The 26,522-nt window shown below is 38.1% G+C and carries 18 protein-coding genes and 1 pseudogene; 7 read left to right on the forward strand and 12 right to left on the reverse strand.

Annotated features, from left to right (window positions below; all coding sequences use genetic code 11):
• Nucleotides 1–3 precede the first annotated feature (3 nt).
• Entirely contained in the window at nt 4–945 is a 942-nt protein-coding gene (locus P3U61_RS08875; RefSeq protein ID WP_014614383.1) for a beta-ketoacyl-ACP synthase III, read from the reverse strand.
• Nucleotides 946–1,094: 149 nt separating this feature from the next.
• Here P3U61_RS08875 and P3U61_RS08880 point away from each other — a divergent pair, with 149 nt between their 5' ends.
• On the forward strand, nt 1,095–1,292 hold the full coding sequence (locus tag P3U61_RS08880; RefSeq protein ID WP_014614384.1) for a DUF2929 family protein: 198 nt from the start codon (nt 1,095–1,097) through the stop codon (nt 1,290–1,292).
• 150 nt (nt 1,293–1,442) lie between these two features.
• Here the strand turns inward: P3U61_RS08880 and P3U61_RS08885 are convergent, their stop codons facing one another.
• Together P3U61_RS08885 and clpB are read right to left on the reverse strand one after the other, a co-directional pair.
• Nucleotides 1,443–2,348, reverse strand: a complete 906-nt coding sequence (locus P3U61_RS08885; RefSeq protein WP_014614385.1) for a 5'-nucleotidase, lipoprotein e(P4) family — start codon at nt 2,346–2,348, stop codon at nt 1,443–1,445.
• Nucleotides 2,349–2,715: 367 nt separating this feature from the next.
• Complete coding sequence (clpB, locus tag P3U61_RS08890) at nt 2,716–5,337, reverse strand: ATP-dependent chaperone ClpB (protein ID WP_014614386.1); 2,622 nt, start codon at nt 5,335–5,337, stop codon at nt 2,716–2,718.
• A gap of 277 nt (nt 5,338–5,614) precedes the next feature.
• Between clpB and P3U61_RS08895 the strand changes: the two are divergent.
• A pseudogene (locus P3U61_RS08895) lies at nt 5,615–5,761 on the forward strand (IS110 family transposase); the annotation flags it as partial.
• A 181-nt stretch (nt 5,762–5,942) separates the two neighbouring features.
• Here P3U61_RS08895 and P3U61_RS08900 read toward each other — a convergent pair.
• Together P3U61_RS08900 and P3U61_RS08905 are read right to left on the reverse strand one after the other, a co-directional pair.
• Nucleotides 5,943–7,787 (reverse strand): acyltransferase family protein, encoded by a 1,845-nt coding sequence (locus P3U61_RS08900; RefSeq protein WP_096533212.1) that lies wholly within the window; start codon nt 7,785–7,787, stop codon nt 5,943–5,945.
• Nucleotides 7,788–8,056: 269 nt separating this feature from the next.
• On the reverse strand, nt 8,057–8,365 hold the full coding sequence (locus tag P3U61_RS08905) for a metal-sulfur cluster assembly factor (RefSeq protein WP_014614389.1): 309 nt from the start codon (nt 8,363–8,365) through the stop codon (nt 8,057–8,059).
• A 113-nt stretch (nt 8,366–8,478) separates the two neighbouring features.
• Here P3U61_RS08905 and P3U61_RS08910 point away from each other — a divergent pair, with 113 nt between their 5' ends.
• Nucleotides 8,479–9,303 carry a Cof-type HAD-IIB family hydrolase gene (locus P3U61_RS08910; protein ID WP_014614390.1) on the forward strand — a complete coding sequence of 275 codons (825 nt, stop codon included), beginning with the start codon at nt 8,479–8,481 and terminating at the stop codon, nt 9,301–9,303.
• Nucleotides 9,304–9,333: 30 nt separating this feature from the next.
• Complete coding sequence (locus P3U61_RS08915; protein ID WP_014614391.1) at nt 9,334–10,659, forward strand: CoA-disulfide reductase; 1,326 nt, start codon at nt 9,334–9,336, stop codon at nt 10,657–10,659.
• A gap of 103 nt (nt 10,660–10,762) precedes the next feature.
• Here P3U61_RS08915 and P3U61_RS08920 read toward each other — a convergent pair whose 3' ends face one another.
• From P3U61_RS08920 to P3U61_RS08950, 7 genes are all read right to left on the reverse strand, one after another.
• Nucleotides 10,763–11,152 (reverse strand): YisL family protein, encoded by a 390-nt coding sequence (locus P3U61_RS08920; RefSeq protein WP_014614393.1) that lies wholly within the window; start codon nt 11,150–11,152, stop codon nt 10,763–10,765.
• A 335-nt stretch (nt 11,153–11,487) separates the two neighbouring features.
• Nucleotides 11,488–12,393 (reverse strand): fumarylacetoacetate hydrolase family protein, encoded by a 906-nt coding sequence (locus tag P3U61_RS08925; RefSeq protein WP_014614394.1) that lies wholly within the window; start codon nt 12,391–12,393, stop codon nt 11,488–11,490.
• A gap of 82 nt (nt 12,394–12,475) precedes the next feature.
• Nucleotides 12,476–16,120, reverse strand: a complete 3,645-nt coding sequence (addA, locus tag P3U61_RS08930) for a helicase-exonuclease AddAB subunit AddA (protein ID WP_323695688.1) — start codon at nt 16,118–16,120, stop codon at nt 12,476–12,478.
• Nucleotides 16,117–19,581, reverse strand: coding sequence for a helicase-exonuclease AddAB subunit AddB (addB, locus tag P3U61_RS08935; protein WP_323695689.1), 3,465 nt, complete (start codon nt 19,579–19,581; stop codon nt 16,117–16,119). The genes addA and addB overlap by 4 nt, the downstream gene beginning before the upstream one ends.
• A gap of 218 nt (nt 19,582–19,799) precedes the next feature.
• Nucleotides 19,800–20,378 (reverse strand): signal peptidase I, encoded by a 579-nt coding sequence (lepB, locus tag P3U61_RS08940; protein WP_014614397.1) that lies wholly within the window; start codon nt 20,376–20,378, stop codon nt 19,800–19,802.
• A gap of 18 nt (nt 20,379–20,396) precedes the next feature.
• Nucleotides 20,397–20,915 carry a signal peptidase I gene (gene lepB, locus P3U61_RS08945; RefSeq protein WP_172425806.1) on the reverse strand — a complete coding sequence of 173 codons (519 nt, stop codon included), beginning with the start codon at nt 20,913–20,915 and terminating at the stop codon, nt 20,397–20,399.
• A 243-nt stretch (nt 20,916–21,158) separates the two neighbouring features.
• Nucleotides 21,159–22,490, reverse strand: a complete 1,332-nt coding sequence (locus P3U61_RS08950) for a glucose-6-phosphate isomerase (protein WP_014614399.1) — start codon at nt 22,488–22,490, stop codon at nt 21,159–21,161.
• 192 nt (nt 22,491–22,682) lie between these two features.
• On the opposite strand from P3U61_RS08950, the gene P3U61_RS08955 reads away from it, so the two are divergent.
• From P3U61_RS08955 to P3U61_RS08965, 3 genes are all read left to right on the forward strand, one after another.
• The gene (locus P3U61_RS08955; RefSeq protein ID WP_014614400.1) at nt 22,683–23,885 is read left to right on the forward strand and encodes an argininosuccinate synthase; all 1,203 of its coding nucleotides are present in this window, start codon (nt 22,683–22,685) and stop codon (nt 23,883–23,885) included.
• Nucleotides 23,878–25,269, forward strand: coding sequence for an argininosuccinate lyase (gene argH, locus P3U61_RS08960; protein WP_096533209.1), 1,392 nt, complete (start codon nt 23,878–23,880; stop codon nt 25,267–25,269). Before P3U61_RS08955 ends, argH begins: the two co-directional genes overlap by 8 nt.
• A 237-nt stretch (nt 25,270–25,506) precedes the next feature.
• Nucleotides 25,507–26,442 carry a glycerophosphodiester phosphodiesterase gene (locus P3U61_RS08965; protein ID WP_096533208.1) on the forward strand — a complete coding sequence of 312 codons (936 nt, stop codon included), beginning with the start codon at nt 25,507–25,509 and terminating at the stop codon, nt 26,440–26,442.
• Nucleotides 26,443–26,522: the final 80 nt, after the last annotated feature.

Genomic DNA, 26,522 nt, shown 5'->3' on the forward strand with positions numbered 1-26,522 from the left:
TATTTATTTACCCCATCTGATGACGATTGAGCCCCAAGTCAGTCCTCCACCGAAGCCTACAAATACAACAACATCATCGTCTTTGATGCTTCCATTTTCCAATTCTTGTTTGACACTGAGCGGGATAGAAGCCGCTGATGTGTTACCATATTTATCTACTGAGACGCTCATTTTTTCTTTTGGTAAATTTAATCGTTGACGTGCTGACTCCATAATACGAATATTTGCTTGATGTGGAATAAACATATTAATATCATCTGGACCTAAATTCGCTTTTTCAACTGCACGTTGTGACGATTCACCCATCACACGTACCGCAAATTTGAAAACTTCGCGGCCATTCATACGAATAAAGTTTGTTTCTTGATCTTGGTAAAGGTATTTGCCACCCACACCATCTGAACCTAACTCATAGCTCAGAATACCACGATTTTCAGATACTTCGCCAATAATCACTGCACCGGCACCGTCTCCAAACAAAATAGCAGTTGAACGGTCATTTAAATCTGTAATTTTTGAAAGTTTATCTGCACCCACTACGAGCACATTTTGATATTCACCTGATAATACAAATGAACGCGCTGTAATGATACCATACATAAATCCAGAACATGCGGCTAATTGATCCATAGATGCAACTTTACCAAGTCCTAGTCGCTGTTGTAACATATTTGCCACTGTTGGAAAACGATGATCTCCAGTAGATGTTGCAACAATAACCATGTCTATGTCTTGTGCATCGATACCTGCATCTTCAATCGCACGAATACTTGCCTCATACGCTAAATCAGATGTATCTTGGTTCTCATCTGCCCATCTACGTTCTTTAATCCCAGTCATTTGTGAAATCCATTCGTCAGATGTATCTAGGTATGATTCAAAATATGCATTATCGATAACACGATCTGGGGCATATGCGCCAAATCCTTTAATACCTACATTCATGGTTTGAACACCTTCTTTTAAGTTTTTTAATACCAGGTATTAATTTAACATATTGTCACAAAAAAAGACAAGTGACATGCTAGGGATGGTATACAAAACATCTGAAGCATACTATAATAGAATTATCAATTAAATGGAGGCAATATACAATGAAATACTTCATCACATTGATTTGGGCTATTTTACTTGTAGAAATGATTAATTTCGTTTTAAATAGCTTGAGTGGTGGCGGTCCACTCAATGTTGTGACACCACTGTTTGTCGCTGTCATTATGGTAATTGCACTTGCATTGTTAGATGTTGCAACGACACCACCCAAACAATCACAAGAAACGAATGAGATTTGACATAGTATGCAATGTTGAAAAGGTTGGATGTTGAACAGAAGTTTTGTTCAATTTCTAGCCTTTTTACGTATTTCAAAGTGCTTGCCCCTATGTAAAAAAACTGACGAGACTTCAATCATGCCTCATCAGTTTTTTAGATTTTAGTAAAATTTACTTCATTTCATATGATTTTACTTTATTGGTTTTCGCATCAAAGTAACGTAATGACTGTTCACGACTTTGAATTTTTTTATTGTTTTCTAAACCGTAGTTATTGTCGTATAATGTCGCTTCCCAGCTGCCATACATTGGGTTAGGGAAAATGATGTACTTGCTACCGAAATCATCTTCATGTTGCTTAACTAAAGCTTCACGTGATTTCGCTGTCGGTTGTTTAGGCTCATCAAAGTCAAGTAAGTTGTCGCCAAATAACATCACTAAATTGTAATCTGTACGTACTTTATCACGGCGTTCAGCTTTCCCTTTTTCTCCTTCTTTTTTCAATAACACATGCTTCTTGTCAGCTTGTGGTAACTTTTCATTTCTTAAATTTTTAATTGTCGCGTCTAAGTCCTTTTCATGCGAACGGTCTGAAACATAAAAAATTTCAACATCGTGGCGGTCTGCATATTGTAAAAACGACTTAGCCCCATAAACAGGTTTAGCTTGTGCAGATTGAACCCATTCATGCCAACCTTCTGGAAAAGCTTTACCTTTTAATGCACTCATGGCTTGATATGGAGAATTATCAAGAACGGTCTCATCAATATCAAGAACGATTGCTAACTTTTTACCACCATGATGGTTTTTAATTTTCTTACTTAATGTTTCTTTTGCTGTGTTATAGCCTTGTGCATATAATGCTTTTGCTTCTGCTGAGTTTTGATACCAAGCAACACTCATGATGTTTTGTTGGCCTAACATTTGAGCTGTTTGATCTTTTACTGCTGTCTTACTTTTCTCTGCTTGCTCAGTTTTAACTGCTTCATCGCCTGACGCATATGTCACAGTAGATACACTAGAAGAAACAATACCGAGTGCTAAAAGTGCTGCTGTTGTTTTTGACCACTTATTCAAATGATTCACCTTTTCTATGTATAATTTGCGAATTAGACTAATACGTTATTCACACATCTATATTAAAACTTTTTTTAATAAACCTCAATATTTCTATTAAGTTTTTTATATTTATTGCGATAAGAAGAAGTTATTACGCTTCAAAATTTTGGTTATATGGATAATAATATTTCTAGATCAAAAAATAAAGGTTTATTTTCAAATAAGATACGACGACTTTGAAACGACACAGTACATGACGAATTTTTAGAATAACATCACAGTATTTGGCTTTGATATCAAAAATTCCCACCCTTAAATTCATTTTAAATGAGAATTGGGGCGGGAATACAAATCAAATATTACAATCCATTTTCATTTTATTACATTAGTTTTCATGCTGTGTACGCTGAGGCTTTTCAACTTCAAAATGAATGTCGCCATCTTTCAAATCACCACGTACGATTGTGCCTTCTGGTAAGTTTTCTTTAATCATCATACGTGCAAGTGGTGTTTCGACATGTCGCTGCACGAAACGTTTAAGTGGACGTGCACCAAATTGGGGTTCGTAAGCTGTTTCACCCATCCATTTTGCCGCTTCATCCGAAATTTCTAACGTAATACGTTGATCCATTAAGCGGATATTCAAATTAATTAAGATTTTGTCAACAATCATTTGCATATCGTCAACAGTTAATGGTTTGAATAATACGATATCGTCCATACGGTTTAAAATTTCAGGTTTGAAGTATGCATTCAAACTGTTCATGACTGCTTTTTCTGTTGCGTCATCAATCTTGCCACTATCTTTCACATTTTCAAGTAAAATTTGTGAACCAATATTACTTGTCATGATGATAATTGTGTTTTTGAAATCAACGCTACGCCCTTTTGAATCTGTTAAGCGACCTTCGTCTAAAATTTGCAGTAATACGTTAAAGACATCTGTATGTGCTTTTTCTACTTCGTCTAACAAAATGACTGAATAAGGATTGCGTCTCACTGCTTCTGTTAATTGACCACCTTCATCGTGACCCACATAACCTGGAGGCGCTCCTATTAGACGAGAGACTGCGTGTTTTTCCATATATTCACTCATATCTATGCGAATCATATGTTTTTCAGAATCAAACAATGATGACGCTAATGATTTGGCTAATTCTGTTTTACCGACCCCTGTTGGCCCTAAAAATAGGAATGAACCAATAGGACGGTTCGGGTCTTTAATTCCTGCTCTCGCCCGTACAACCGCATCTGCTACTAAATCTACCGCACGATCTTGGCCTACAACACGCTCATGTAAAATATCGGATAAGTGTAATAATTTTTCACGTTCAGTTTCGACCAATTTTGACACAGGAATACCTGTCCACTGACTGACGATTTCACCGATTTCTTCGTCTGTCACAACTTCACGAATAATGCGGTCTGAGTCTGTACCTTTTTCTTCTTGGAATGCCGCTTCTAACGCTTTTAGTTCTTTTTCTAATTCTGGAATTTTACCGTGTTGAAGAATTGCTGCTTTTTCAAGGTCATAGTTGTTTTCTGCGTCTTCTAATGCTTTACGACTTTCATCAAGTTCTGCACGTTTTTCTTGCACTTTTGCAATTTTTTCTTTTTCATTTTCCACACGTGCTTGCAATGCTGCTTGTTTTTCTTTTTCTTCAGCTAATTCTTCTTGCAATTCTTTCAAACGAATACGGCTTGCTTTATCGGACTCTTTTTTCAATGCATTTTCTTCAATTTCTAACTGCATCACACGACGATTCGCTTGGTCGAGTTCAGTTGGATTTGAACCCATTTCTGTTCGAATCGTTGCTGAAGCTTGGTCCACTAAATCAATCGCTTTATCCGGTAAGAACCGATCTGTAATATAGCGATCTGACAATTCCGCTGCCGCAACGAGTGCGCGGTCTTGAATACGCACGCCATGATGGACTTCATAACGTTCTTTCAAACCTCTTAAAATAGAAATCGTATCTTCAACAGTCGGTTCTGCAACCGCAACTTTTTGAAAACGACGCTCTAACGCAGAATCTTTTTCGATGTATTCACGATACTCATTTAATGTTGTCGCACCAATACAGTGAAGTTCACCTCTAGCTAACATCGGTTTCAGCATATTGCCGGCATCCATCGCACCGTCCGTTTTACCTGCACCGACCAACATATGAATTTCATCTATGAAGAGTAAAATACGGCCTTCTGATTCTTTCACTTCTTTTAATACCGCTTTGAGTCGTTCTTCAAATTCACCACGGTATTTCGCACCTGCAACGAGCGCACTCAAGTCTAATTCAAACACGGTCTTATCAAGCAATGAATCCGGCACATCTCTTTTCACGATACGTTGTGCCAATCCTTCAACAATCGCCGTTTTACCAACACCGGGTTCACCAATAAGTACAGGGTTGTTTTTCGTTTTTCGACTTAAAATACGAATCGTATTACGTATTTCTTCATCACGACCAATGACAGGGTCCATGTTACCTTTACGCACTTCTTCAACGAGGTCACGACCATATTTTGCTAATGCTTCGTAGTTTACTTCAGGGTTTTGTGTAGTCACATGATTCCCTCCTCTTATCTTTTTAATGATTTCAATGATGACCTCTTTTTTACCGTCAACATATCGTTTCGTCGTTTCATCAACATCGATGGCCGCACGTAAAACATGTTCCATCGAAATATATTGATCATCATATTCTTGCATGTAATTTTCAGCTTTAACGAATAAATTGTTCATTTGAGGCGACATATATTGCCCGTATTGGACGTTGTCACCTTTCACTGTTGGATAATTTTTTAGCTTGTCCTCATAGGCTTGATTTAAAGCATGCGTATCAATGTTTGCACGTTCTAAAATACTTTGAAATAAGCTTTCTGGTGCTTCAAGAACTGCTTTTAATACAGCCTCTACTTCTACATTTGTTAATTTGTACGTTTTCGCATGTTCAATTGCTTTTTGAAGTGCATTTTGAATCGCATGTGTCATTTGATTAATGTCCAAAATGTCTCACTCCTTTATTGGAATAGGTCGAATTGACTTTGACTTTCTTTGACCTTAATTCTATTATAAGTCCACATTCACTAAAAATCAATCGATAGCTTTGACTTTTTTTGACTATTTTTAAATACTCCCCCATATATTTAACCCCATACAGCTTTTTCAATCATTAAAAATAAGGACATCAAAGTTTTGGATGCTATTGATGAAATATTTTTGTTGAACTTGCCTTCCTTATGATTAGTAGTTTTAGACTGCCATCATGGCCTCGCAATCTTATGGTAGAGATCATTATCAAAGTCATATTGTGGGTGATTATTCTAAATTAAAAGAGCAGCCTAATGAGAAAGCCCACAAGACTGCCGTAATAGCAAATATCCATTGCTTATTAAAAATCATTCACTATTTATTAGTCAATGATAAATGATATGATTATTAGAAAGCATCACACTGACGAAACCATATAATCGAATACATCCTAACACTTGATTCAAAAAAGTAAACATTGGACGATTGAGTTTAGTGATGTCAATTTTAATTCACACACCTTTGACAAATCATAGGAAAGGGACTGGGTAATCTTAATGACTTATTCCCCAATTATTTTCTTACTTATTCTTTTTCTTCGTACCGTGATTTTTTTCAATCGCTTGAATAATGCTGTTCGTTAATGCGTGTACACCTGGTGGCTGCAAATGAATACCATCCGGCGCAAAATATTCTGTATGGTTTTCAGAACGGCTATACCAATCAACTAACGTCACATTCGCTCGTTTTTTCGCGGCTTTCGCTAACACTTGATTCACATGTGACTCATAAGAACGTGGAACGCGCGTATTGACAAGATAAATATCGGCCTCGCCAAATTGTTCGAGCAAACTGTTCAACTGTTCTTCTGTAAAATCACCATTTGTCCCTAATTCAAGGACGACAATGTCATTTTTATCACGATAGCTTTGATATTGTCGTTTAGCAAGAGAAGTAGCTTCGACCAATTGACGTCCCACTTTACCGTTAATGTCTGCTTTAGGTACAAATGATCTAAAGTCATCGCCAATGTCTACCATCACGGAATCACCAATTAATAACGGCTTCCATGATGCATATTTTTGCTTATTCCCTTTCACGACAAAGCCATCAATTTCAAGTTGCGGTAACGGCAGTGGCTGGGTAATCAATTTATCAATTTCTTCGGTATTTACTTCTGTCACTCGCGTACTATTTTTTTGGGCGAAACGGTTAAAGCTCCCCACCATCACGAGTAACGTTGGAATGAGTAAAATAATCACTAACCATGTCCGTAAAACTTTTTGTGAACGCCAATTTTTCAAATGATTAAAGGCAAAAATGTTAAAGACTTCTTTTCTAAATGGCTGTTCGATAAATTTATAAGAAAATTCCGCCATGAGCACCATTAATAAAATTTCAACGACATAAACTAAAGGTGGAATTTGGCCTTGCACGAACTGATGGTGAATTAACACAATAATCGGATAATGCCATAAATACAAACTATATGAACGACTACCAATAAAAGTAAAAACTTTGTTACCTAAAAACTTCGCAAAATACCCTGAAGGATGCACACTGCTCGCGATAACTAATAATGTGACCGTTGAAATGAGAAAAAATCCACCGTAATACAGGATACTATTCGTCTCAGATACGAACTTGAAACAAATGAACAAAATCGCCAAGCCGACGACACCCGCAGTATCGATCATCGTGCGCATTTGACGGTTCACTTTTGCTTTTAATTGAAATGGTGGCCAAACCAGTGCAAGCAATACCCCCATCAATAATGTTTGTATCCGTGTATCAGTACCAAAATAAACACGTGCAACATTTTCGTTCGGTACATATAACACCATCATCGCGATCATGGAGATGACGAGTAAAATTAAAAATATGATGCGTATTGATTTCAGACGACGTATAAAGCTTAACAAACTGAGTAACACAATCGGAAACACGAGATAAAATTGCTCTTCTATTGCTAATGACCATAAATGTTTTAATGGTTGTACTGCAAATTGTTCAAAGTAATCGACATTTTGCATGATGTACCACCAATTCGACACATAAAATATTGCCGCAATACTATCCGCACGTACTTTTTGAATTTCCGTAGGCATGAAAATTAAGCTCAGCACAATGACACCCATGACTAAAAAGAGCACTGCAGGAATCAGTCGTTTCACACGTCTTAGCCAAAATGACATCAATTTAATTTTTCCTGTATTATGATACTCTGTTAATAACAAACTCGTAATTAAATAACCAGAAATTACAAAAAATGTATCTACCCCTAGAAAGCCACCCGACAACCATTGGGGATTGAGATGATAGATAATGATTGCGATAACTGCAACCGCTCTAACACCGTCTAACCCAGGCATGTATCGCGGGTTGATAGGTTTTCTGTCTCGTTGATTAAAATTCCACACAAACATCATTCTTTCCAAATTTAATGTATTGATTATATATTGTATACTTTTGTTTTCATTCGTGCAATTATATTCGCAAAATTCATGTAAGCGTTTTATTACGTGTCTAAAATTTTTTAACATCGTTATCGCTACACTTCCAATGATGCTATTAAGCTGTCACTTCAAGGTGTCATGGGAGAGTGCAGTAAGTTGGTATGCTCCCCATAGGTAAATAAAAAGACCTTCAAAATTGCATTCACAATTGAGAAAGCCCCTTTAACAACTTCAAAATATTAGCTGATACCTAACGCAATTTTAGCATAACGTGACATCATGTCTTTATTCCATGGTGGATTCCAAACGATGTTCACTTCGGTATCTTGAATCTCTGGAAGTTCTGCTAATACTGTTTTAACTTGGTCAACAATCTGCGGCCCTAATGGACAACCGATTGAAGTGAGTGTCATTTCTACAGTACATAAACCATCATCATCTAAATCAACTTTATATACAAGACCTAAATTGACAATATCAATCCCTAATTCAGGGTCAATGACATTTTCAAGCGCGCCTAAAATACTATCTTTAAGTGCCTCTTCCATCCGTATCACCTCATTTTCAATTTCACTAGTAACAATATAACAAAATCCCCACTTTTCCACAATAAAATGCTATGATATGAATACACTGAAACTTGGTATTAAGGAGAGTATGAATGAAACAACATTTAATTTGTTTGGATTTAGATGGAACACTTTTAAATGATGAAAAAGAAATTCCAGAATATACATTTCGTGTGTTAAAAGCACTACAACAACAAGGGCATGCCATCATCATTGCAACAGGCCGCCCTTATCGTGCAAGTCAACGTTACTACAACGAGCTTGGATTGGATACGCCTATCGTTAACTTTAATGGCGCATTTGTTCATCACCCTTATGATGAGACATTCCCAGTTCAACACCATCGTTTAGATGAAGGACTTGCAACGAGCATTATTGAAACTTTGAAAAATATGAAAGTCAAAAATATGATTGCTGAAGTGAAAGATTGTGTCTTTTTAGACCAACCTGACCCTCGTCTTTTTGAAGGCTTTACCATGGGCAATCCTGTAACAAAAGTGGGCGATCTTCGCGAAAACTTAAATGAAGATCCGACTTCACTATTAATTGAAGCAGAAGAAGCCATGATTCCACGTGTGAAACAAGTGTTGACACGCTTCTATGCTGAAAATATTGAACATCGTCGTTGGGGCGCCCCTTTCCCTGTCATTGAAATTGTCAAAAAGGGCATCAGTAAAGCAGTCGGAATTGATATCGTGAAAGACTGTCTCCAAATCGAGCATGACCATATTATTGCATTTGGTGATGAAGATAATGATTTAGAAATGATTAAGTATGCGACTCATGGTATTGCAATGGGAAATGCCATCGATGAACTGAAACATGTCGCAAAAGAAACAACATTATCTAATAATGAAGACGGTATCGGGATTTATTTGAATCGTTTCTTTAATTTAAATATGCCTAAAGATAAATAAAAATAAGAGATAGAAAAAGGAGATATTAACATGAAGAAGCATATTATTGTCGTCGGTGCAGTAGCTGGTGGCGCAACAAGTGCAAGCCAAATTCGACGTTTAGACAAAGACAGCCGTATTACAGTATATGAAAAAGATAGTTTTATGAGCTTTGCGAACTGTGGTTTACCTTATTACCTTGGAAATGTCATCGAAGAAAGAGACGATATTTTATCGACAAATCCAGAAAAGTTTAAAGCTTATAAAGACATTGACGTAAAAGTAAAACATGAAGTGCTCAAAATCGATGATAAAAAACAGACAGTGACAGTCAAAAACCATTTTACAGGTGAAACATTTGAAGACGCTTATGATGCTTTAGTATTGAGTCCTGGTGCACGTGCAAGTCAACTTAATTTCGATGTCCCACATCTTTTCACGTTACGAAATATGGATGATACTGACCAGATTGATACATATATCCGTCAGTACAATGTGAAAACTGTTTTAATTGTCGGTGCTGGGTACGTCAGCTTGGAAATGGTAGAAAATATGCATCATCGCGGTCTGCATCCAACACTCATTCACCGTTCTGAAGCAGTGAATAAACTGATGGATCAAGACATGAACAGTGTCATTTTTGATGCGTTGAACCAGTACAATATTCCATACCGTTTAAACGAAGAAATCAAGTCTATTGATGGGCATACAGTGACATTTACCTCAGGTGCTGTTGAAGACTATGATTTAATCATTGCTGGCGTGGGTGTTCGCCCTAACTCAGAGTTCATTCAAAATTCTGGTATTCAACTTGATGCAAAGGGCTATATTCCAGTCAATGACAAATTTGAAACGAATATTCCAAACATTTATGCGGTTGGTGATATTGTCACAAGCTTTTATCGTCACGTTGACCTCCCTGCACACGTACCACTCGCTTGGGGTGCACATCGCGGTGCAAGTATCATCGCTGAACAAATAGCAGGTCATCCAGAAGTGACATTTAAAGGTTACGTCGGTGCCAATATTGTTAAATTTTTCGATTACACCTTAGCAAGTACAGGAATCTCACCTCAAGAATTAAAAAACTTTGATTATCAAATGGTGGAAGTCAACCTTTATACACACGCTGGTTATTACCCTGGCAACAGTAAAGTCCATTTAAGAGCATACTTTGACAAAGAGACACGCCGCATTTTAAGAGCAGCCGCAGTGGGACAAAAAGATGTTGATAAGCGTATTGACGTCTTGACTATGGCATTAATGCATCAAGCAACAATTGACGAATTGACAGAATTTGAAGTTGCTTATGCGCCTCCATTTGCACACCCTAAAGATTTAATTAATATGTTAGGTTATAAAGCGCGCAATCTATAAGATGAAAAAAAGCGAGGGGTCATGGTGACATATCCCTCGCTTTTCACATCTTGTATGACTAACTATACGCTCATGAATGACTCCCAATTTAAACTTGCGTTCCCTAATGAAATAAGCCTGTAATCGGGCCCCACGGTAAAATAGCGCCTAAAATAATGGTCACAATAGCCACAATAAAAGTAGCAATGAATAGACCTCGACTTGGCGCTTTTTTCTTCTTACGCGTTAAAGTCACTTCAATTAAACTAATAACAGCTATACCTCCAACCATTTTCAAAGTCATCAACATATGACTCACACCCGGAGCTGAAAATGCTTTGATTGCTAGCCAAAAGCCTGTAATTAAAACGAGAAGCATAAATAATCGTGTCGCCATGTGGAGTGACTTAAATAATAGCGTCGGGCCTTGCTTATTTGAATAATTTTCATACGACGCATAAAATAAAATCAAAAGAACAATCCAACTGACAATATGCACGTTGATTAAAAACATGTTCGGTCACCTCCTTATGTTGCGTATCTTTTCAATCATAACATAATATAGCCTTCTACACATTTTAATTACCTAATTATTGTTATTCCAAACACTTATAAAAATAATCAAAGCAAACAGCAACATTTTTATAACATGCACTGAAGAGGATGAGACACAAAAATTTTCGATGCTTTTGATGTCATATTTGTGTTAAACTTGCCCCCTATGTTTTGTGGTTCTTAATTGCCATCATAGCTTCGCTGTCCAAGGGGTGTGTTCGGCAATTTAAAAACACTATCTTCGCCATCAATAAAAAAGCACCAAGCGCAAAATCACTTGATGCTTATTTCATATTAATCTTTCGCAATAAAGTTTGTTAACGTTCCAATATTATCAATCGTGACTTTCACTTCATCACCAGGTTGTAGAAACTTCGGCGGATTCATACCCGCACCGACGCCTGCTGGAGTACCTGTCGCAATAATGTCTCCTGGGTGTAACGCCACATATTTTGAAATTTCTTCAATTAACTCATCAATTTTCAAAATCATTTGTGACGTATTCCCATCTTGACGAATTTCATTGTTTACTTTTGTCACGATATTTACGTTTTCAGGTGTAGGAAGTTCATCTTTTGTCACGATGTATGGCCCCATTGGGCAACCCCCTGTTAAACTTTTAGACAAGAATGCTTGGTCATGTGCTTTTTGTGCATTACGGTCTGTGATGTCATTAATGATGGTATAACCATATACATAATCCAACGCTAAACCTTTTGGAATTTTTTCGCCTGATTTACCGATTACGACACCCAGCTCGCCTTCATAATCTAAAGCGTCTGTAATGTCTTGATGGTTCGGAATCGTACTTTCATCACCTGTTAATGACGAAGCTGCTTTCGTAAATACATATAAACGATCCACTTCATGCTTTAACTCTTCAGCATGTGCTTGATAGTTACGGCCAAATGCAATGACGTTATTCGTAGGTGTTACTGGTGGTAAAAATTCGATATCCTCAAATTTCACTTTATACGCATCGCCGTTACCACTGTTTTCTGCAGCAACAACTGCTTTACGTACTTGCTCTTGAAAGTCTAAAGTTTGGTTTTGTTGTAATCCTTCGAGCAATGTTTTGGGATGGAAATCACCTTCTCCAAAGTTTGCAAAGACTTGTTTTAAATCCCAAGCCGCTTCTTCTCTTTTTACCTTCACTCCATATGAAGTTTCACCTTTATATTTGAATGATAGGAATTTCATTCATAATCAGCTCCTAACGTATATCTTAGTCATATTATAACGAATATTTTGGACAAATCACAAATTTTTAAAGTAAAGCCGCTTAAATCTCGAGTTCGCCATATTTAAAGAAGTATAAATAGCCGTTTACTGGGCATTTTAAAATGGTTTCTAATGCACGTTGATAATATTGCATTTGAACACGATATTTCTCCTTCAATTGTCTTTCCAACGCTTCATCGGACATCCCTTTACGACGAATGAGTGCATCGGTTTTATAGTCCAAGAAGTAATAATGGCCATTTTCTTTAAAGACCAAGTCAATCATCCCTTGAATAATAGAGGCATCTGTCGTATCTGGTGTATGTTCGACTTGATGTTGATTCACGACAAATGGCAATTCTGTATACACTTCGTCACTTCTCGCAATACGGTCATACAAATCACTTTGAATGAAACGTTTAATTTCTTCAATCACAATCACATTGACATCATGTGCGCGAATGATTGAACGTTCGACCAATGATTCAATGTAGTCATTTAATGCTTGATCTGTTAATCCGGCTTCTTTAAATGGCAGATGTTGCATAACCGTATGCATCAATGTTCCTACTTCTGCTGCAGTATGTTGTTGTTCTTGTAAAAACTGCGGCCGCTCATACGTGGCCACGCCTAAACGATATTGTCGGACACGCTCATAGTTCGTATCGGCTTGTTCTGTATCGAGTTGACGTTTAAGCTCTGAAACAGATTGCTTTGAAACTTGTTGTACAGCTTGTTGATACGGATAAACATACAACAATTGTTGTATCACACGTTGCGCAAGTTCATCATCTAACGGGGTCGCTGCAAGTCTCGCCTCTAACGCTTCGATCACGTGACCTTGATATGTCGCCAAATCTTGTTCTGTTGGTAACACGTCACCTGCATCAATATGTTGTAACTGAAGTCGCGGCTTGACAGCTGCATCCAAAGTCTCAACATCCACTTCAAAACGTTGATGGCGCTGAATATTCGTATTCTGATGTTTACTCAAAATACTGTATATCAGCTGAAACGGGTTTTTCGCATTAAATCGGTCAATGGCTGCTAATTTTTCATCAGTGATTGTAGCGGCTGCCATCATCTCGAGTGCATCTGCTTTTTTGGACGTCCCAATTAAGTAGAGTTGTTCTTTCGCACGTGTTAAGGCAACATACATCAAGCGCATTTCTTCAGAGATTAACTCTTTTTGATTGATCAGATCGATACTCATAGAAATAAGCGATGGATAAAACAATCCTCGTGCTTCATCGTAATATTGTAAACCGAGACCTGCATGTTGATTCAATACAACAGGTTTTCCTAAATCATTTTTATTAAAGTCGCGCGTTAACCCTGAATAAATGACAAATGGAAATTCAAGACCTTTACTACTATGAATCGTCATCATACGTACGACATTATCATTTGGACCAATAACATTTTCTTCACCAAAATCTTTGCCTCGTTCAATCATTTGGTCGATAAAACGAATGAATTGAAATAAACCGCGAAAACTAGAATTTTCAAAATCGACAGCTTTATTAAACAACCCATGTAAATTCGCACGACGGCCACGCCCACCTACAAGTGCACTAAAATATTGAATGATGTAATGATCATTAAACAGTTTATCGATGAGTTGGTATACTGGATGACGTTGGCTGTAGTCTTGGTAGCGTGCTAAATCATTTAAAAACGGCTTTAACTTTGCCACAATTGCAGGATCCGCCGCTTCATCATCCATGTAATGTTGAATGGATTGATAAAAATAGTTATCTTGCGGTGATACAATACGAATCTTAGCCAGTTCATCTTCTGTAAATTGATAAATGACCGAACGCATTAAACCGACTAAATAAATATCTTGTAGCGGATTATCAATCGTACGTAAAAACGACAACATTAAGCGGATTTCTGTTTGTTCAAAATAACCTTGCTTACTATTCACAAATAGCGGAATATCCTGATCTTTAAACGCTTGTTGAATAAGTCTTACATTGCTGTAACTTCTTTCAAGGATGACGATATCTTTATATTGTGCTGGACGATACGCACCTGTTTTCGGATCATACACTTTTTGGGTTTCTAAAATCGTCTGTACTTGTTGCGCAATAAAATACGCCTCTTGCTCACTCGCGGTCATCTCTCGGTCTTTATCGACCATGAGGACATTAAACTGCACAGGGATATCGACCTCATCATACGGCGCACCATAATAAAGTTTTGCAGCTGCATCGTAGTCAATTTCGCCCACTTCAGCATCCATCATATGATCAAACAAATAGTTCGTCGTTGAGAGCACTTCTTTACGAGAACGGAAATTTTGCGATAAATCAATGCGCCAACCACTTGACTGGTCTGGTTGGTTAAAACGTTGATATTTTTCGATAAACAGACTCGGGTCCGCTTGTCTAAATTTATAAATAGACTGTTTCACGTCGCCCACCATAAATAAATTACCGTTCGATTCGTCCCCTCGTTTAATGCTGCCAATAATACTTTCTTGTACACGGTTCGTATCTTGATATTCGTCGACTAATATTTCTTCAAAACGTTCACGATATAACGCCGCAATTTCGGACGGCTCGCCTTGTTCATCTCTTAAAATTTGTAGCGCAAAATGTTCATAATCTGAAAAGTCCAAAATGTTGCGTGCTCGTTTCGCACGACTGAATGTATGAATGACATCTTCAGTTAAAGTGGCCAAATATTTCACACGCGGCGCTAAGTGTTGCAATTCCTCAAGCAGTGTCTCATCATCACGTCCAACGAATGTAGATTTTACTGCATTAAGATTGTTTTTAAATTGCTCATAATACGCTTTAAAGTTTGCATAAGCCGCATCAAGCATCGGATCTTCTTTTACAGCTTTCGGTTTAGGTGGGATGCGGCCAAGTTGATAAGTCGCCAATGCTGTTTTGTCGATAAACTGTTCACTTAATAGTCGGCGCAAAAATTGGCGGTGACCCTCAATAAAATCAATGTGCTTAGGAAAATCCCCTACTAATTCGAATTGATGATACGCTTCTTCTATTGCATTTTGTGCTGCTTGTAAATACAACTGGACATACTTGTTTAAAATATCTAAATAATGCTGCTGCAAATGACGCTCCAAATAAGGTTGATCTAACGCATGTAACCAACCAATTGGATCCGGGTTTGCGATACTGAAATCATATAAATTTTTAACCATTAAACGTAATGCGGCATCATCTCTATCCGTCGAAATGTGCTCAGTCAACGTCACAAATGTTGGATCCAAACGGTCGTAATGCTTTTCAAACACGTCATCAATCACTTCTTCAAGCAATAGGACATTTTCAACTTCACTCGCAGTTCTAAAATTAGGATCAATGTCCAACACGTCGTAATGCTGCTGAATGAGACGTAAACAAAAGCTATGCAACGTTGAAATTTGTGCTTGATGAATTTTTGTACGTTGATTTTTTAAATGTTGATTGGAAGGATCTTCAATAGCGGCTTGTTGGATACGCGCTTCGACACGATGTTTCATTTCGCGTGCACTCAAGTTTGTAAACGTCACAACGAGTAAACGGTCAACATCAATGCCATCACGTAAAATGCGCTGAATAATACGTTCAACGAGGACTGCTGTTTTACCAGAACCCGCCGCTGCTGCTACAAGTACATCTTGACCTTTTGCGTATATACTTTCCCACTGTGCATCGGTCCACTGTACATGTTCCGGTTTTGTTGGAATCATACTTCATCCTCCTCTTCTTCTACCGCAAGTATTTCAAGGGGATTGATTTTTTCATCCACTCGACGATATTTCGGACTATCAATCATACTATCTACGTGACAAACGGCTTGATATTGACAATATTGGCATGGTAAATGATTGCGGTATTGCATTGGCGCGACTTCGTTATGCCCATCCATAATACGACTTGCGATATCCACAAAGTTTTGCTTATTATGTTGGATCAGTTTATAAATGGTTGCTTCATCCGCCACTTTACTCGTCGCATTCAAACTGCCATCTTTTTTCATACCGAGTGGCACGATGTCGGATTTGAAGCCCGCTGTCAATCGTTCATCATACGCTTCTAATACATCTACATCATTGTTAAGCAATCCTTGTAATTGATACGACTTCAAGAAGGCTTCATCTAACTTGGCCGCTTCGATATCATTCCACGCACGCTTTTCGTCTCTAAACTGGTGCACGTACATGTATAAAAAGCCACCTGGTTTTACTTCTTCCACTAAACCTAAACGTTCTTTGTTTTGAAGCGCGATATCCATATAGGTCATCATTTGCATTTGCAAGCCGTAATACACTTTCACTAAATCGAGTGATGCGCTTGAAGAGGATGATTTGTAATCAATAATATTGACGAAACTTTTATTCTCCTTTTGATACGTATCGATTCGGTCAATTTGGCCACGAATATAAATCGGCATGCCTTGTGATGTATACAACGTTTCTGCTTTTAGTTCTGATGCATCTTTCGGTGATTTACGGAACGACTTTTCAAATGCGATAGGCTTAAATTGTGAATGCGACGTTTGGTATTTCATCGCATATAAAGTGGCTTGAACTATTGCACCGATGCGCTGTGATAAATAACGATAATACGACGTCGAGTTTAACAAATTAAATTGTACATGTGGTAACAATGTTTCTAATGCGTCGTTCGTCAATTGCGCAATTTGAAGCTCTGTGAGTTGATTAAAACGTCCTTCAACCTTTTCGGCGATATATTTTAAAACATCATGAAAAATTGTCCCTAAGTCAAAGTTTTGAAGTTGATATTTCGTCCGTTCATTGAGCCTCAAACCGTGTGACGTATAATGTTTAAATGGACAATTTTGGTACCCTTCAAAACGGGACACACTCGCATGAATCGCCTTACCATAAAGCTGTGTCGTCAACTCTCCATCCAATTGTACGGTATCGTTATTGTATGTGAGCGCTGATTTCAAATGTGTCAGCCCGTCATTGAGTTGTGGGTACTGTGCCATCACTGCATAAGTCGTAAACCAAGTATCCGAAATCAATCCTTCATCTAACCATGTTTTAAATGCTTCAAATAGATGCACTTTCGTTTGGTGTGGGTGTTCTATAAGTGATAACGTGTCACGTGCGTGTTGGTGTGTCAATTGGATGATATCTAAGTTGCGGAACATTTGACGGACATCATTTAAAAACGGACTTTTTTCTCGTTCTGCACCGCTCGCATCCATCAAACTGTATGAGAACGTCACTGTTTCTGTCGCACGTGTCATCGCAAAATAACAGACGAATGCTTCATCCATTTGTAAAATATCTGAGGTCGGGCTCAACTGCACACCGGCAAAGGTTTCAAACGCTTTCTTTTCATTATCTGAAATCAAACCAGAGCCGTTAATTGCTTGGGGCATCACGCCGTCGTTCATCCCGATCATATAAACGTGCTTTTTATTATCCACTTTCGCTAAATCCATTGTCCCAATTGTCACTTGATCTAACGTTTGTGGAATCATTGAAAATTCGAGTTCGTTCAAACCGACATCTAACACTTCTAAAAAGCGCGTTAACGTCATATCACGGTCACCAAACACGGTAACGACATCATCCAACACGCGAATCAACCCGTTCCATATTTGGTCAATTTCTTCCGCTGCTTCATGTTGACCTTGCTCATCTAACATATCCCGTTGCGTCATTAACTGATTGGGCAGTTCAAAACCTTCCATCGCTTCATAAAAATACGTCGCAAAAGCTTTGGCATTTGAACCTTGTGCTAATTTTTCTTCAAAATTCAACAATTGATTAAAGACTTTCGTTTTTAAATCGATCACACGTTCAAATGTAGCAGCCTCTTCTTCCGTCAGCGGATCATTCGGTCGGATACCCATTTTACGGAATTGATTCAGTTCAAAATATTGTGGATCGAGCCAGCGTTTGCCATAAATCCCTCGTTCTATCGCAAAATTTTCTAATAAATGGACTAAATACGCACTGTCAGGCATCATTTGGGTTAAGACATTCGTTTTCAACAAGCGCATCAACGGTTCAAACTGCCATTCTGTTTGTAACACTTCGATTAGTGCACGCAACATTTCCATAATCGGATGATGCGTCATCGACTTTTTGACATCAATATTGTACGGAATATCATATTGTGGCAAAATCGCATCTAACAAATAGACATACGACGGATCACGATACAATATTGCAATATCTTGATAACGGTACTGTTTTTCACGCACATCTCTTAAAATCGTACGTGCCACTTCATTAACTTCTTCACGTGTCGTCGGTGCTTCTAATATGCGAATACCTTCGTCTGCTGTGTGATGACTTTCAGGTTGTAATGCGTCAAACTGCTGTTCTAACACGGTTAATGATGGTGCTTTGAATCGGTGCTGCGTATGAAAATACAAGCGTTCGAGTGGCTGACCGACACGGTGAGCCATCTCTTCAAAATGACGCAACGACTCAGATGGCTTACGGAACATGCTTAATGCATCTTGATCGCCGTTTGTCGTTAATGCTAACGTCACAGATTTCACATGCTTCACTAAAGCTTCGATCAGTTGATATTCTTGAGTAGAAAAGTTATGAAACCCATCTATGTATATTTCTGCTTGTTTGAGCCACTTCGACTGTGGAATAAGCGTGACAAGTCGATCCATCATCGCTTCCGCTGTAATATATTCCGAAGACATACGTGCTTGCAGTTTTTCATAAATCAACCCAATGTCATGTAGCTTATGTCGGGTGCGCGGTTCAAGGTGCGCATCGGTAGCCATGTCCGAAACCATCTCAGGCGTCACAGCATACTTTTCAAAGTCTTGAATTTGTTCACGCACTTTTGTACTAAATCCCATATAACCTACTTGTGAGCGATACAACTTCAACTCTGTTTGTGCTTCTTGTAAAATATCGTAAATCATCATTTCGATGGCAACCGACGACAAACGTTTTTCATGCACCCCACCTACTTCTTGAAAAATACGATGACCTAGTCGTTCAAAGTGCAACACTTCAGTACGTACACTCCCTAACAATTCGGTGTCTTTGACGAATACTTGTTCATACAAATACGTCCCTTGCATCGGTGTGATGATAATGATGGGATGCCCTATCGGTTGTGCTTTCATTTTGTCTTTAATTTCTGCTAACACCTGTGTGCTCTTGCCCGTTCCAGCACGACCTAAAAATGTTCGAAACATCGAATCCCCCCTATCTTTCTTCAATACGAATCGGCATTCATTATTTAAAGTTTATTATAGCATTAACCCCAGTTGATACTCTATGAAAGTCGGTCGCTTGTTGGATCTTTTTGACATAGAAAAAGCCGGGAAAACGTCATCGTCTCCCAGCCTCTGGTTAGTTTTTTGATTATCGAATCACTCCATGATGTCTGTTCATCATGCGCGATCATTGATGATTACTCTTGTGTATCTGTATGATCTGGATTGAAGTTGATTTTAAATTCACTCAATGGCCAGAATCTAAATGCAACTTTCCCTACGATTTGATCTTTATCGATAAGACCAAAAGCACGGCTATCTTTACTCACTTCGCGGTTGTCACCTAACACGAGATATTTATCTTTCGGAATTTGTTTCTGACCGTTGCTACCTGGCAAGTCTTTAGAATCAAATGAACCCGTAATTTGTTCATATGTTTTATGTTTAAGGTTATAATCTAAATATGGTTCATCTACTTTTTTACCATTTAAGTACAGTTGGTCATTTTTATAAACGACATGATCACCCGGTTTACCGATAATACGTTTTACATAGTCATTCGTTTCATCTGCATGAAAGACGATGACATTACCATTATCTAAATGACCTAAAGTTTTCCCTATTTTGTTAACGATAACTCTTTCTCCATCTTTTAATGTAGGGTCCATAGAATCACCTTTAATGTTATAGGGTTTAATGACAAATGCATACAATAGACCTACAATCAATAAGGCTAATCCTATAGACAGCAACCATTCCATTGTCTCTTTTTTCACAGTTTTACACCTCTTATTTTAAAAATGAGTCGTTATTCTATCAAAAGGATAATAACGTATCCATAACTTACCTTCAATAGTTGATTTCCTAATGAGACCAAAATTTCGAGAATCGACGTCATCATCACGACGATCGTTTAATATTAAATACGAGTTTGGCGGTATGATATCACTTTCTGAATTCGGCAGTGATTTCAGTGACCATGACTGCTGATCTTGTTGATTCACATACGATTCAGTCACAGGGGTATGGTCCAAATACAATTGGCCTTTTTGAAATTCAACTGATTGACCTGGTTCTCCAATCACGCGTCCAACACGATATTGACCTTCCGCATAGTAGACAACGATATCTTGATGATGAATCCCATTGTAGCGTGGTGCGATTTTATTCACTAACAGCCGATCATGGGGTTGCAGTGTTGTATCCATATTTTGATGTTTTACTTCATATGGGATTACAACAAACAAAACGAGGACGGCTAAAACGACCAATGCGCTGATTAGAGCGAATGTCATCTTTATCAGAAACTTCAATTTTGCACTCCCAATCCTATCAATTTCATCATAACAAATTTTATCTTATCATAATTTCTCTTAAAACGTTAACTTTTACATTTGAATCATAAATCTCTGCACGCATTGAAACAAAATAATTTTGATGTCTCAATCCCTGAACAAAAAGCAATAGGGCACTGAGTCAACGTACGCAATAAAAAAGACTGACAAGACGTATGCTCATCAGCCCTTTTTTATATTCTATTCAACAGCCCTATTGGATTATAAGCGTGCTTCTAAATCTTTTTTCTTATCTTCAAATCCAGGTTTACCTAATAATGCAAACATGTTTTGTTTATAAGCTTCTACACCTGGTTGGTTGAATGGGTTCACACCTAATTGGTAACCACTCATTGCGACTGCTAATTCAAAGAAGTAGACAACATAACCATAAGTTTCGGCGTCTAAACGAGGTAATTTAACAACCATGTTAGGCACACCACCGTCAGTATGTGCAAGTAAAGTTCCTTCGAATGCTTTAGTGTTGACTTCATCTACTGTTTTACCTGCTAAGTAGTTTAAGCCATCTAAGTCATCCGCATCTTCTTCAATTGTAATATCGTGTTCAGGATTTTCTACTTTTAATACTGTTTCAATTAAGAAACGACGGCCTTCTTGTACATATTGACCTAATGAGTGTAAGTCAGTTGTAAAGTTAGCGCTTGAAGGGTAAATCCCTTTTAAGTCTTTACCTTCTGATTCACCGAATAATTGTTTCCACCATTCATTGAAGTATTGTAATGATGGTTCGTAGTTGATTAACATTTCTGTAGTGTAACCTTTGTTGTAAAGGATATTACGGATTGATGCGTATTGGTATGCAATATTTGAAGATAAATCGTCCGAAGATAATTCTTCACGTGCTTTTGCTGCACCGCCCATCATTGCATCGATATCAATACCAGCTACAGCGATTGGTAATAAACCTACTGCTGTTAATACTGAGAAACGGCCACCGACATCATCAGGTACGACGAACGTTTCGTAGCCTTCATTTGTCGCAAGTTGTTTCAAGGCACCTTTCGCTTGGTCAGTTGTTGCAAAAATACGTTTAACTGCTTCTTCTTTACCATATTTCTCTTCTAATAATTTTTTGAAAATACGGAACGCAACTGCAGGTTCAGTCGTTGTACCAGATTTTGAAATCACGTTAACTGAATAATCTTTATCGGCTAAATAGTCGATGAGTGATTGTAAATATGATGATGATAAATGATTACCTGCAAAAATAATTTCAGGATATTCGCTATCTTTTTTGAATGCTGGTGTTAACATTTCGATTGCTGAACGTGCACCAAGGTACGAACCACCAATACCGATTACGACAAGTACATCTGAATGTGATTGTACTTGTTTAGCTGCTTCTTTAATACGTGAAAATTCTTCTTTATCATAATTAACTGGTAGGTCAACCCATCCTAAGAAGTCGCTTCCTGCACCTGTACCTTCGTGAATTGTACGGTGAATTGCTTTAACAGCATCTTGTTGCTGATCTAATTCGTGTTGACCAAAAAATTTTAAAGCTTTTTGATAATCTAATTGGATATGTGTCATACACTTTTGCCTCCTAATTTAACTTAACGTATCTTCATTTTACTAAGTTGTTTCAACAAATTCAATTGACTTACCCAAGCATATCCATTGGCGTGCATTTTATATGAATATTTATTTGGGTATTTGCATATAAATTCATTTATGTTATAGTACAGTTAATCAAATATTAATTCTTTAACAGAGGTGACTAGGATGAAAGATAAAGTGGTTTTAGCATATTCAGGCGGTTTAGATACAAGTGTGGCCGTTAAATGGTTGATTGAACAAGGATACGACGTCATTGCATGTTGTTTGGATGTAGGTGAAGGAAAAGATTTAGACCTTGTTTATCAAAAGGCGCTTAATATGGGTGCAATTGAGTCTCACGTGATTAATGCAACAAAAGAATTTGCGGAAGATTATGTCGGTTATACAATCAAAGGTAATCTGATGTATGAACAAACGTATCCGCTCGTTTCTGCATTGTCTCGCCCACTTATTTCTAAAAAGTTAGTGGAAATTGCACACGAAACAAATGCCGTTGCTATTGCGCATGGCTGTACAGGAAAAGGCAATGACCAAGTGCGTTTTGAAGTGGCGATTAAAGCATTAGATCCAAACCTCAAAGTGATTGCACCTGTGCGTGAATGGGGTTGGAGCCGTGAAGAAGAAATCGATTATGCAAAAAAACACAATATCCCTGTCCCTATTGGCAAAGCATCTCCGTATTCCATCGACCAAAACTTATGGGGCCGTAGTAATGAATGTGGTGTATTAGAAGATCCATATGTTGCTCCACCACAAGATGCTTATGATTTAACAAGTGAATTAGAGGATACACCCGATACAGCTGATGAAATTTTAATCACATTCGATCAAGGGATTCCAACACATATTAACGGTGAGTATTATGCATTAGATGATCTCATCTTGTATTTAAATGAACGCGCTGGAAAACATGGCATCGGTAGAATCGACCATATTGAAAATCGCCTCGTCGGTATTAAATCAAGAGAAGTGTATGAAACACCCGGTGCTGAAGTGATTATTAAAGCACACCAGGCATTAGAAACGATCACTTTAACGAAAGATGTGGCGCATTTTAAACCCATTATTGAAAAGCAATTTGCAGAACAAGTGTATAACGGCTTATGGTTCTCACCTTTAACTGATGCCCTTAAAACATTTGTAGACCATACGCAAAAATATGTAACTGGTGAAGTACGTGTCAAACTATTCAAAGGTCATGCCATCGTCAATGGTAGAAAATCACCGTACACGCTTTACAATGAAAAATTAGCGACTTATACGAAAGAGGATGCGTTCAACCAACAATCTGCAGTGGGCTTTATCGATATTTATGGCTTACCAACACAAGTCAACGCGATGTTACATGGAGGCTATGCGAATGAGTAAAAAAGCTTGGGGCGGTAGATTTGAAGAGAGACCAGAAGCATGGGTCGATGCTTTTAATGCGTCGATTCACTTTGACCAAAAGCTCATTGACGAAGATATTCAAGGTAGTATTGCACACGCAACGATGCTCGCACATCAAGATATTTTAACTGAAGCAGAAAGTGAATTGATTATCCAAACTTTAAAAGACATTCGACACGACTTTCACGAAGGCCAAATTGAATTTCAAACAGCATTAGAAGATATTCATTTGAATGTTGAACATGAATTGATTAAACGTATCGGTCCTGTTGGCGGTAAACTGCATACCGGACGTAGCCGTAATGACCAAGTTGCAACGGATATGCATTTATATACGAAAAAAGAAGTGCATACGATTATTGATTACATTCATGCTTTTCAACAAACGTTATTGCAGCTTGCAGAACAACATGTAGAAACAATTATGCCTGGCTATACGCACCTTCAACGTGCACAACCGATTTCATTTGCGCATCATATCATGACGTATTTTTGGATGCTCGAACGTGACCAGACGCGTTTCAAAGAGTCATTGGCACGTATCGATGTCTCCCCTTTAGGTGCTGCAGCATTGAGTGGGACAACGTATCCAATAGACCGTCATGAAACACAAAAATCACTCGGTTTTAATGCATTATACGAAAACAGTATCGATGCCGTGAGTGATCGTGACTACATTGTTGAAACGTTGAATAATATTAACTTAACGATGATTCACCTGTCTCGTTTTGCTGAAGAAATCATTTTCTGGTCATCGGAAGAAGCGAAATTCATCACATTATCTGACGGTTTTTCAACAGGGTCATCTATTATGCCACAAAAGAAAAACCCTGATATGGCTGAACTTATCCGCGGTAAAGTGGGCCGTACGACTGGACATCTCGTGAGTCTATTGATGACATTAAAAGGCTTACCCCTTGCTTATAATAAGGATATGCAAGAGGATAAAGAAGGTCTGTTTGATGCAATCGAAACCATCAAAGGGTCACTCCGCATCTTTGACGGTATGGTCGCCACAATGACTGTGAACACGGATCGTCTACAAGCAACAGTGCGTCAAGACTTTTCAAATGCGACAGAGTTAGCAGACTATCTCGTAACAAAAAGTATCCCGTTTAGAGAGGCTCACGAAATCGTCGGCAAGCTCGTACTGTGGGCTATTCAACATGAGATGTATTTACTCGACATCCCGTTAGAGGTGTATCAAGATCATCACACCCAAATCGAAGTAGATATTTATCAATATTTACAACCTGATGAAGCCGTCAAGCGTCGTCAAACTTACGGTGCTACAGGTCAAGATGCAGTGCGTCACCAAATCGACGTCGCAAAGAGTCATTTCGCGCAATATCATTCAAAGTAATACCATCCAAAAAAGAGACTCGGACAACTGAACGTCCGGGCCTCTTTTTGTGTCTACTATGGTATGTGATATCGTTTAATGCACTCATTTAACACCATTCACATCCTGCCATTTTAATTGAATATGTCGCAATCATTTCAAACATAAAGATAAAGTAATTTCTTAATTAAGAGTGTTGCCATTTTTTTGAATTTTGTATATGCTGAAATTAATCTATCATACTAAGGAGGCGTCAAAATGAAAGCTGCATCACACCTTTTCGCATCAACTGTTTTAATTGGAACACTGCTTGCTGGTTCAAGCGCACTTGTTGATAGCGCAAATGCCAATTCACCTCAAAATCATGCCCATCATCAAGCGACACCCCTCTCTCCAAGCCAACATAATGTCTTGAACAAACCTTATGTGAATATCGGACATCGTGGCGCAAGTGGTTATGCACCGGAACATACTTTTGCGTCTTACGATAAAAGCCTTTATGAAATGCATGCCGATTATTTAGAACTTGATTTACAAATGACTAAAGACGGTCATTTAGTCGCCATGCATGATGATAAAGTAAACCGTACTACAAATGGAACCGGCCGTGTCGATCACTATACACTTGCTGAATTAAAACAGTTAGATGCCGGTTCATGGTTCAACCAAAAATATCCAAAGTACCAAAACCCACAATATGTCGGTCAACAAGTTCCAACACTTGATGAAATCTTCAGCCGTTATGGCACAAGTGTCAATTATTACATCGAAACGAAATCACCCGATGTTTATCCAAGCATGGAGGAACAACTGCTCCGCCAATTACATCAATATGGGCTCGACTGTAAAAAGAATTTGCGTAACGGTAAAGTAGTTATTCAATCATTTTCAAGAGACAGCCTCAAAAAGGTTCATCACGAAAACCCGCGTATTCCACTTGTACAATTGTTAGAAAGAGGCGAACTTCCACGACAGTCTAATGCTGACTTGAAAAAAATTCAAAGTTACGCGGTGGGTGTAGGCCCAGATTATCATGATCTAACTGCTCAAAATACCCGCACATTACGTCAACAAGGCTTTTACATCCATCCATATACCGTTAACGATCAAAAAACAATGGCGCGTTTAAATCAATATGGGGTCACTGGCGTTTTCACGAACTATCCCGACCTATATCACGCGTTAATTCAATAATAAAGGATGTTTCATTGCTAAACATACAGAATAGGCGACGAGACATAAAAACTTTTGATGCAATTGATGCCTTTAATGAC

Source organism: Staphylococcus pseudintermedius (genome assembly GCF_034042775.1).
In the GTDB taxonomy this organism is placed as follows: Bacteria; Bacillota; Bacilli; order Staphylococcales; family Staphylococcaceae; genus Staphylococcus; species Staphylococcus pseudintermedius.

Coding starts and splice junctions, on each gene's coding strand:
- P3U61_RS08950 (WP_014614399.1), bottom strand. CDS start 22,490: ATGACACATATCCAATTAGATTATCAAAAAGCTTTAAAATTTTTTGGT.
- P3U61_RS08925 (WP_014614394.1), bottom strand. CDS start 12,393: ATGAAATTCCTATCATTCAAATATAAAGGTGAAACTTCATATGGAGTG.
- argH (WP_096533209.1), top strand. CDS start 23,878: ATGAGTAAAAAAGCTTGGGGCGGTAGATTTGAAGAGAGACCAGAAGCA.
- P3U61_RS08910 (WP_014614390.1), top strand. CDS start 8,479: ATGAAACAACATTTAATTTGTTTGGATTTAGATGGAACACTTTTAAAT.
- P3U61_RS08880 (WP_014614384.1), top strand. CDS start 1,095: ATGAAATACTTCATCACATTGATTTGGGCTATTTTACTTGTAGAAATG.
- P3U61_RS08875 (WP_014614383.1), bottom strand. CDS start 945: ATGAATGTAGGTATTAAAGGATTTGGCGCATATGCCCCAGATCGTGTT.
- P3U61_RS08965 (WP_096533208.1), top strand. CDS start 25,507: ATGAAAGCTGCATCACACCTTTTCGCATCAACTGTTTTAATTGGAACA.
- P3U61_RS08955 (WP_014614400.1), top strand. CDS start 22,683: ATGAAAGATAAAGTGGTTTTAGCATATTCAGGCGGTTTAGATACAAGT.
- P3U61_RS08920 (WP_014614393.1), bottom strand. CDS start 11,152: ATGTTTTTAATCAACGTGCATATTGTCAGTTGGATTGTTCTTTTGATT.
- addB (WP_323695689.1), bottom strand. CDS start 19,581: ATGTTTCGAACATTTTTAGGTCGTGCTGGAACGGGCAAGAGCACACAG.
- P3U61_RS08915 (WP_014614391.1), top strand. CDS start 9,334: ATGAAGAAGCATATTATTGTCGTCGGTGCAGTAGCTGGTGGCGCAACA.
- P3U61_RS08905 (WP_014614389.1), bottom strand. CDS start 8,365: ATGGAAGAGGCACTTAAAGATAGTATTTTAGGCGCGCTTGAAAATGTC.
- P3U61_RS08900 (WP_096533212.1), bottom strand. CDS start 7,787: ATGTTTGTGTGGAATTTTAATCAACGAGACAGAAAACCTATCAACCCG.
- addA (WP_323695688.1), bottom strand. CDS start 16,120: ATGATTCCAACAAAACCGGAACATGTACAGTGGACCGATGCACAGTGG.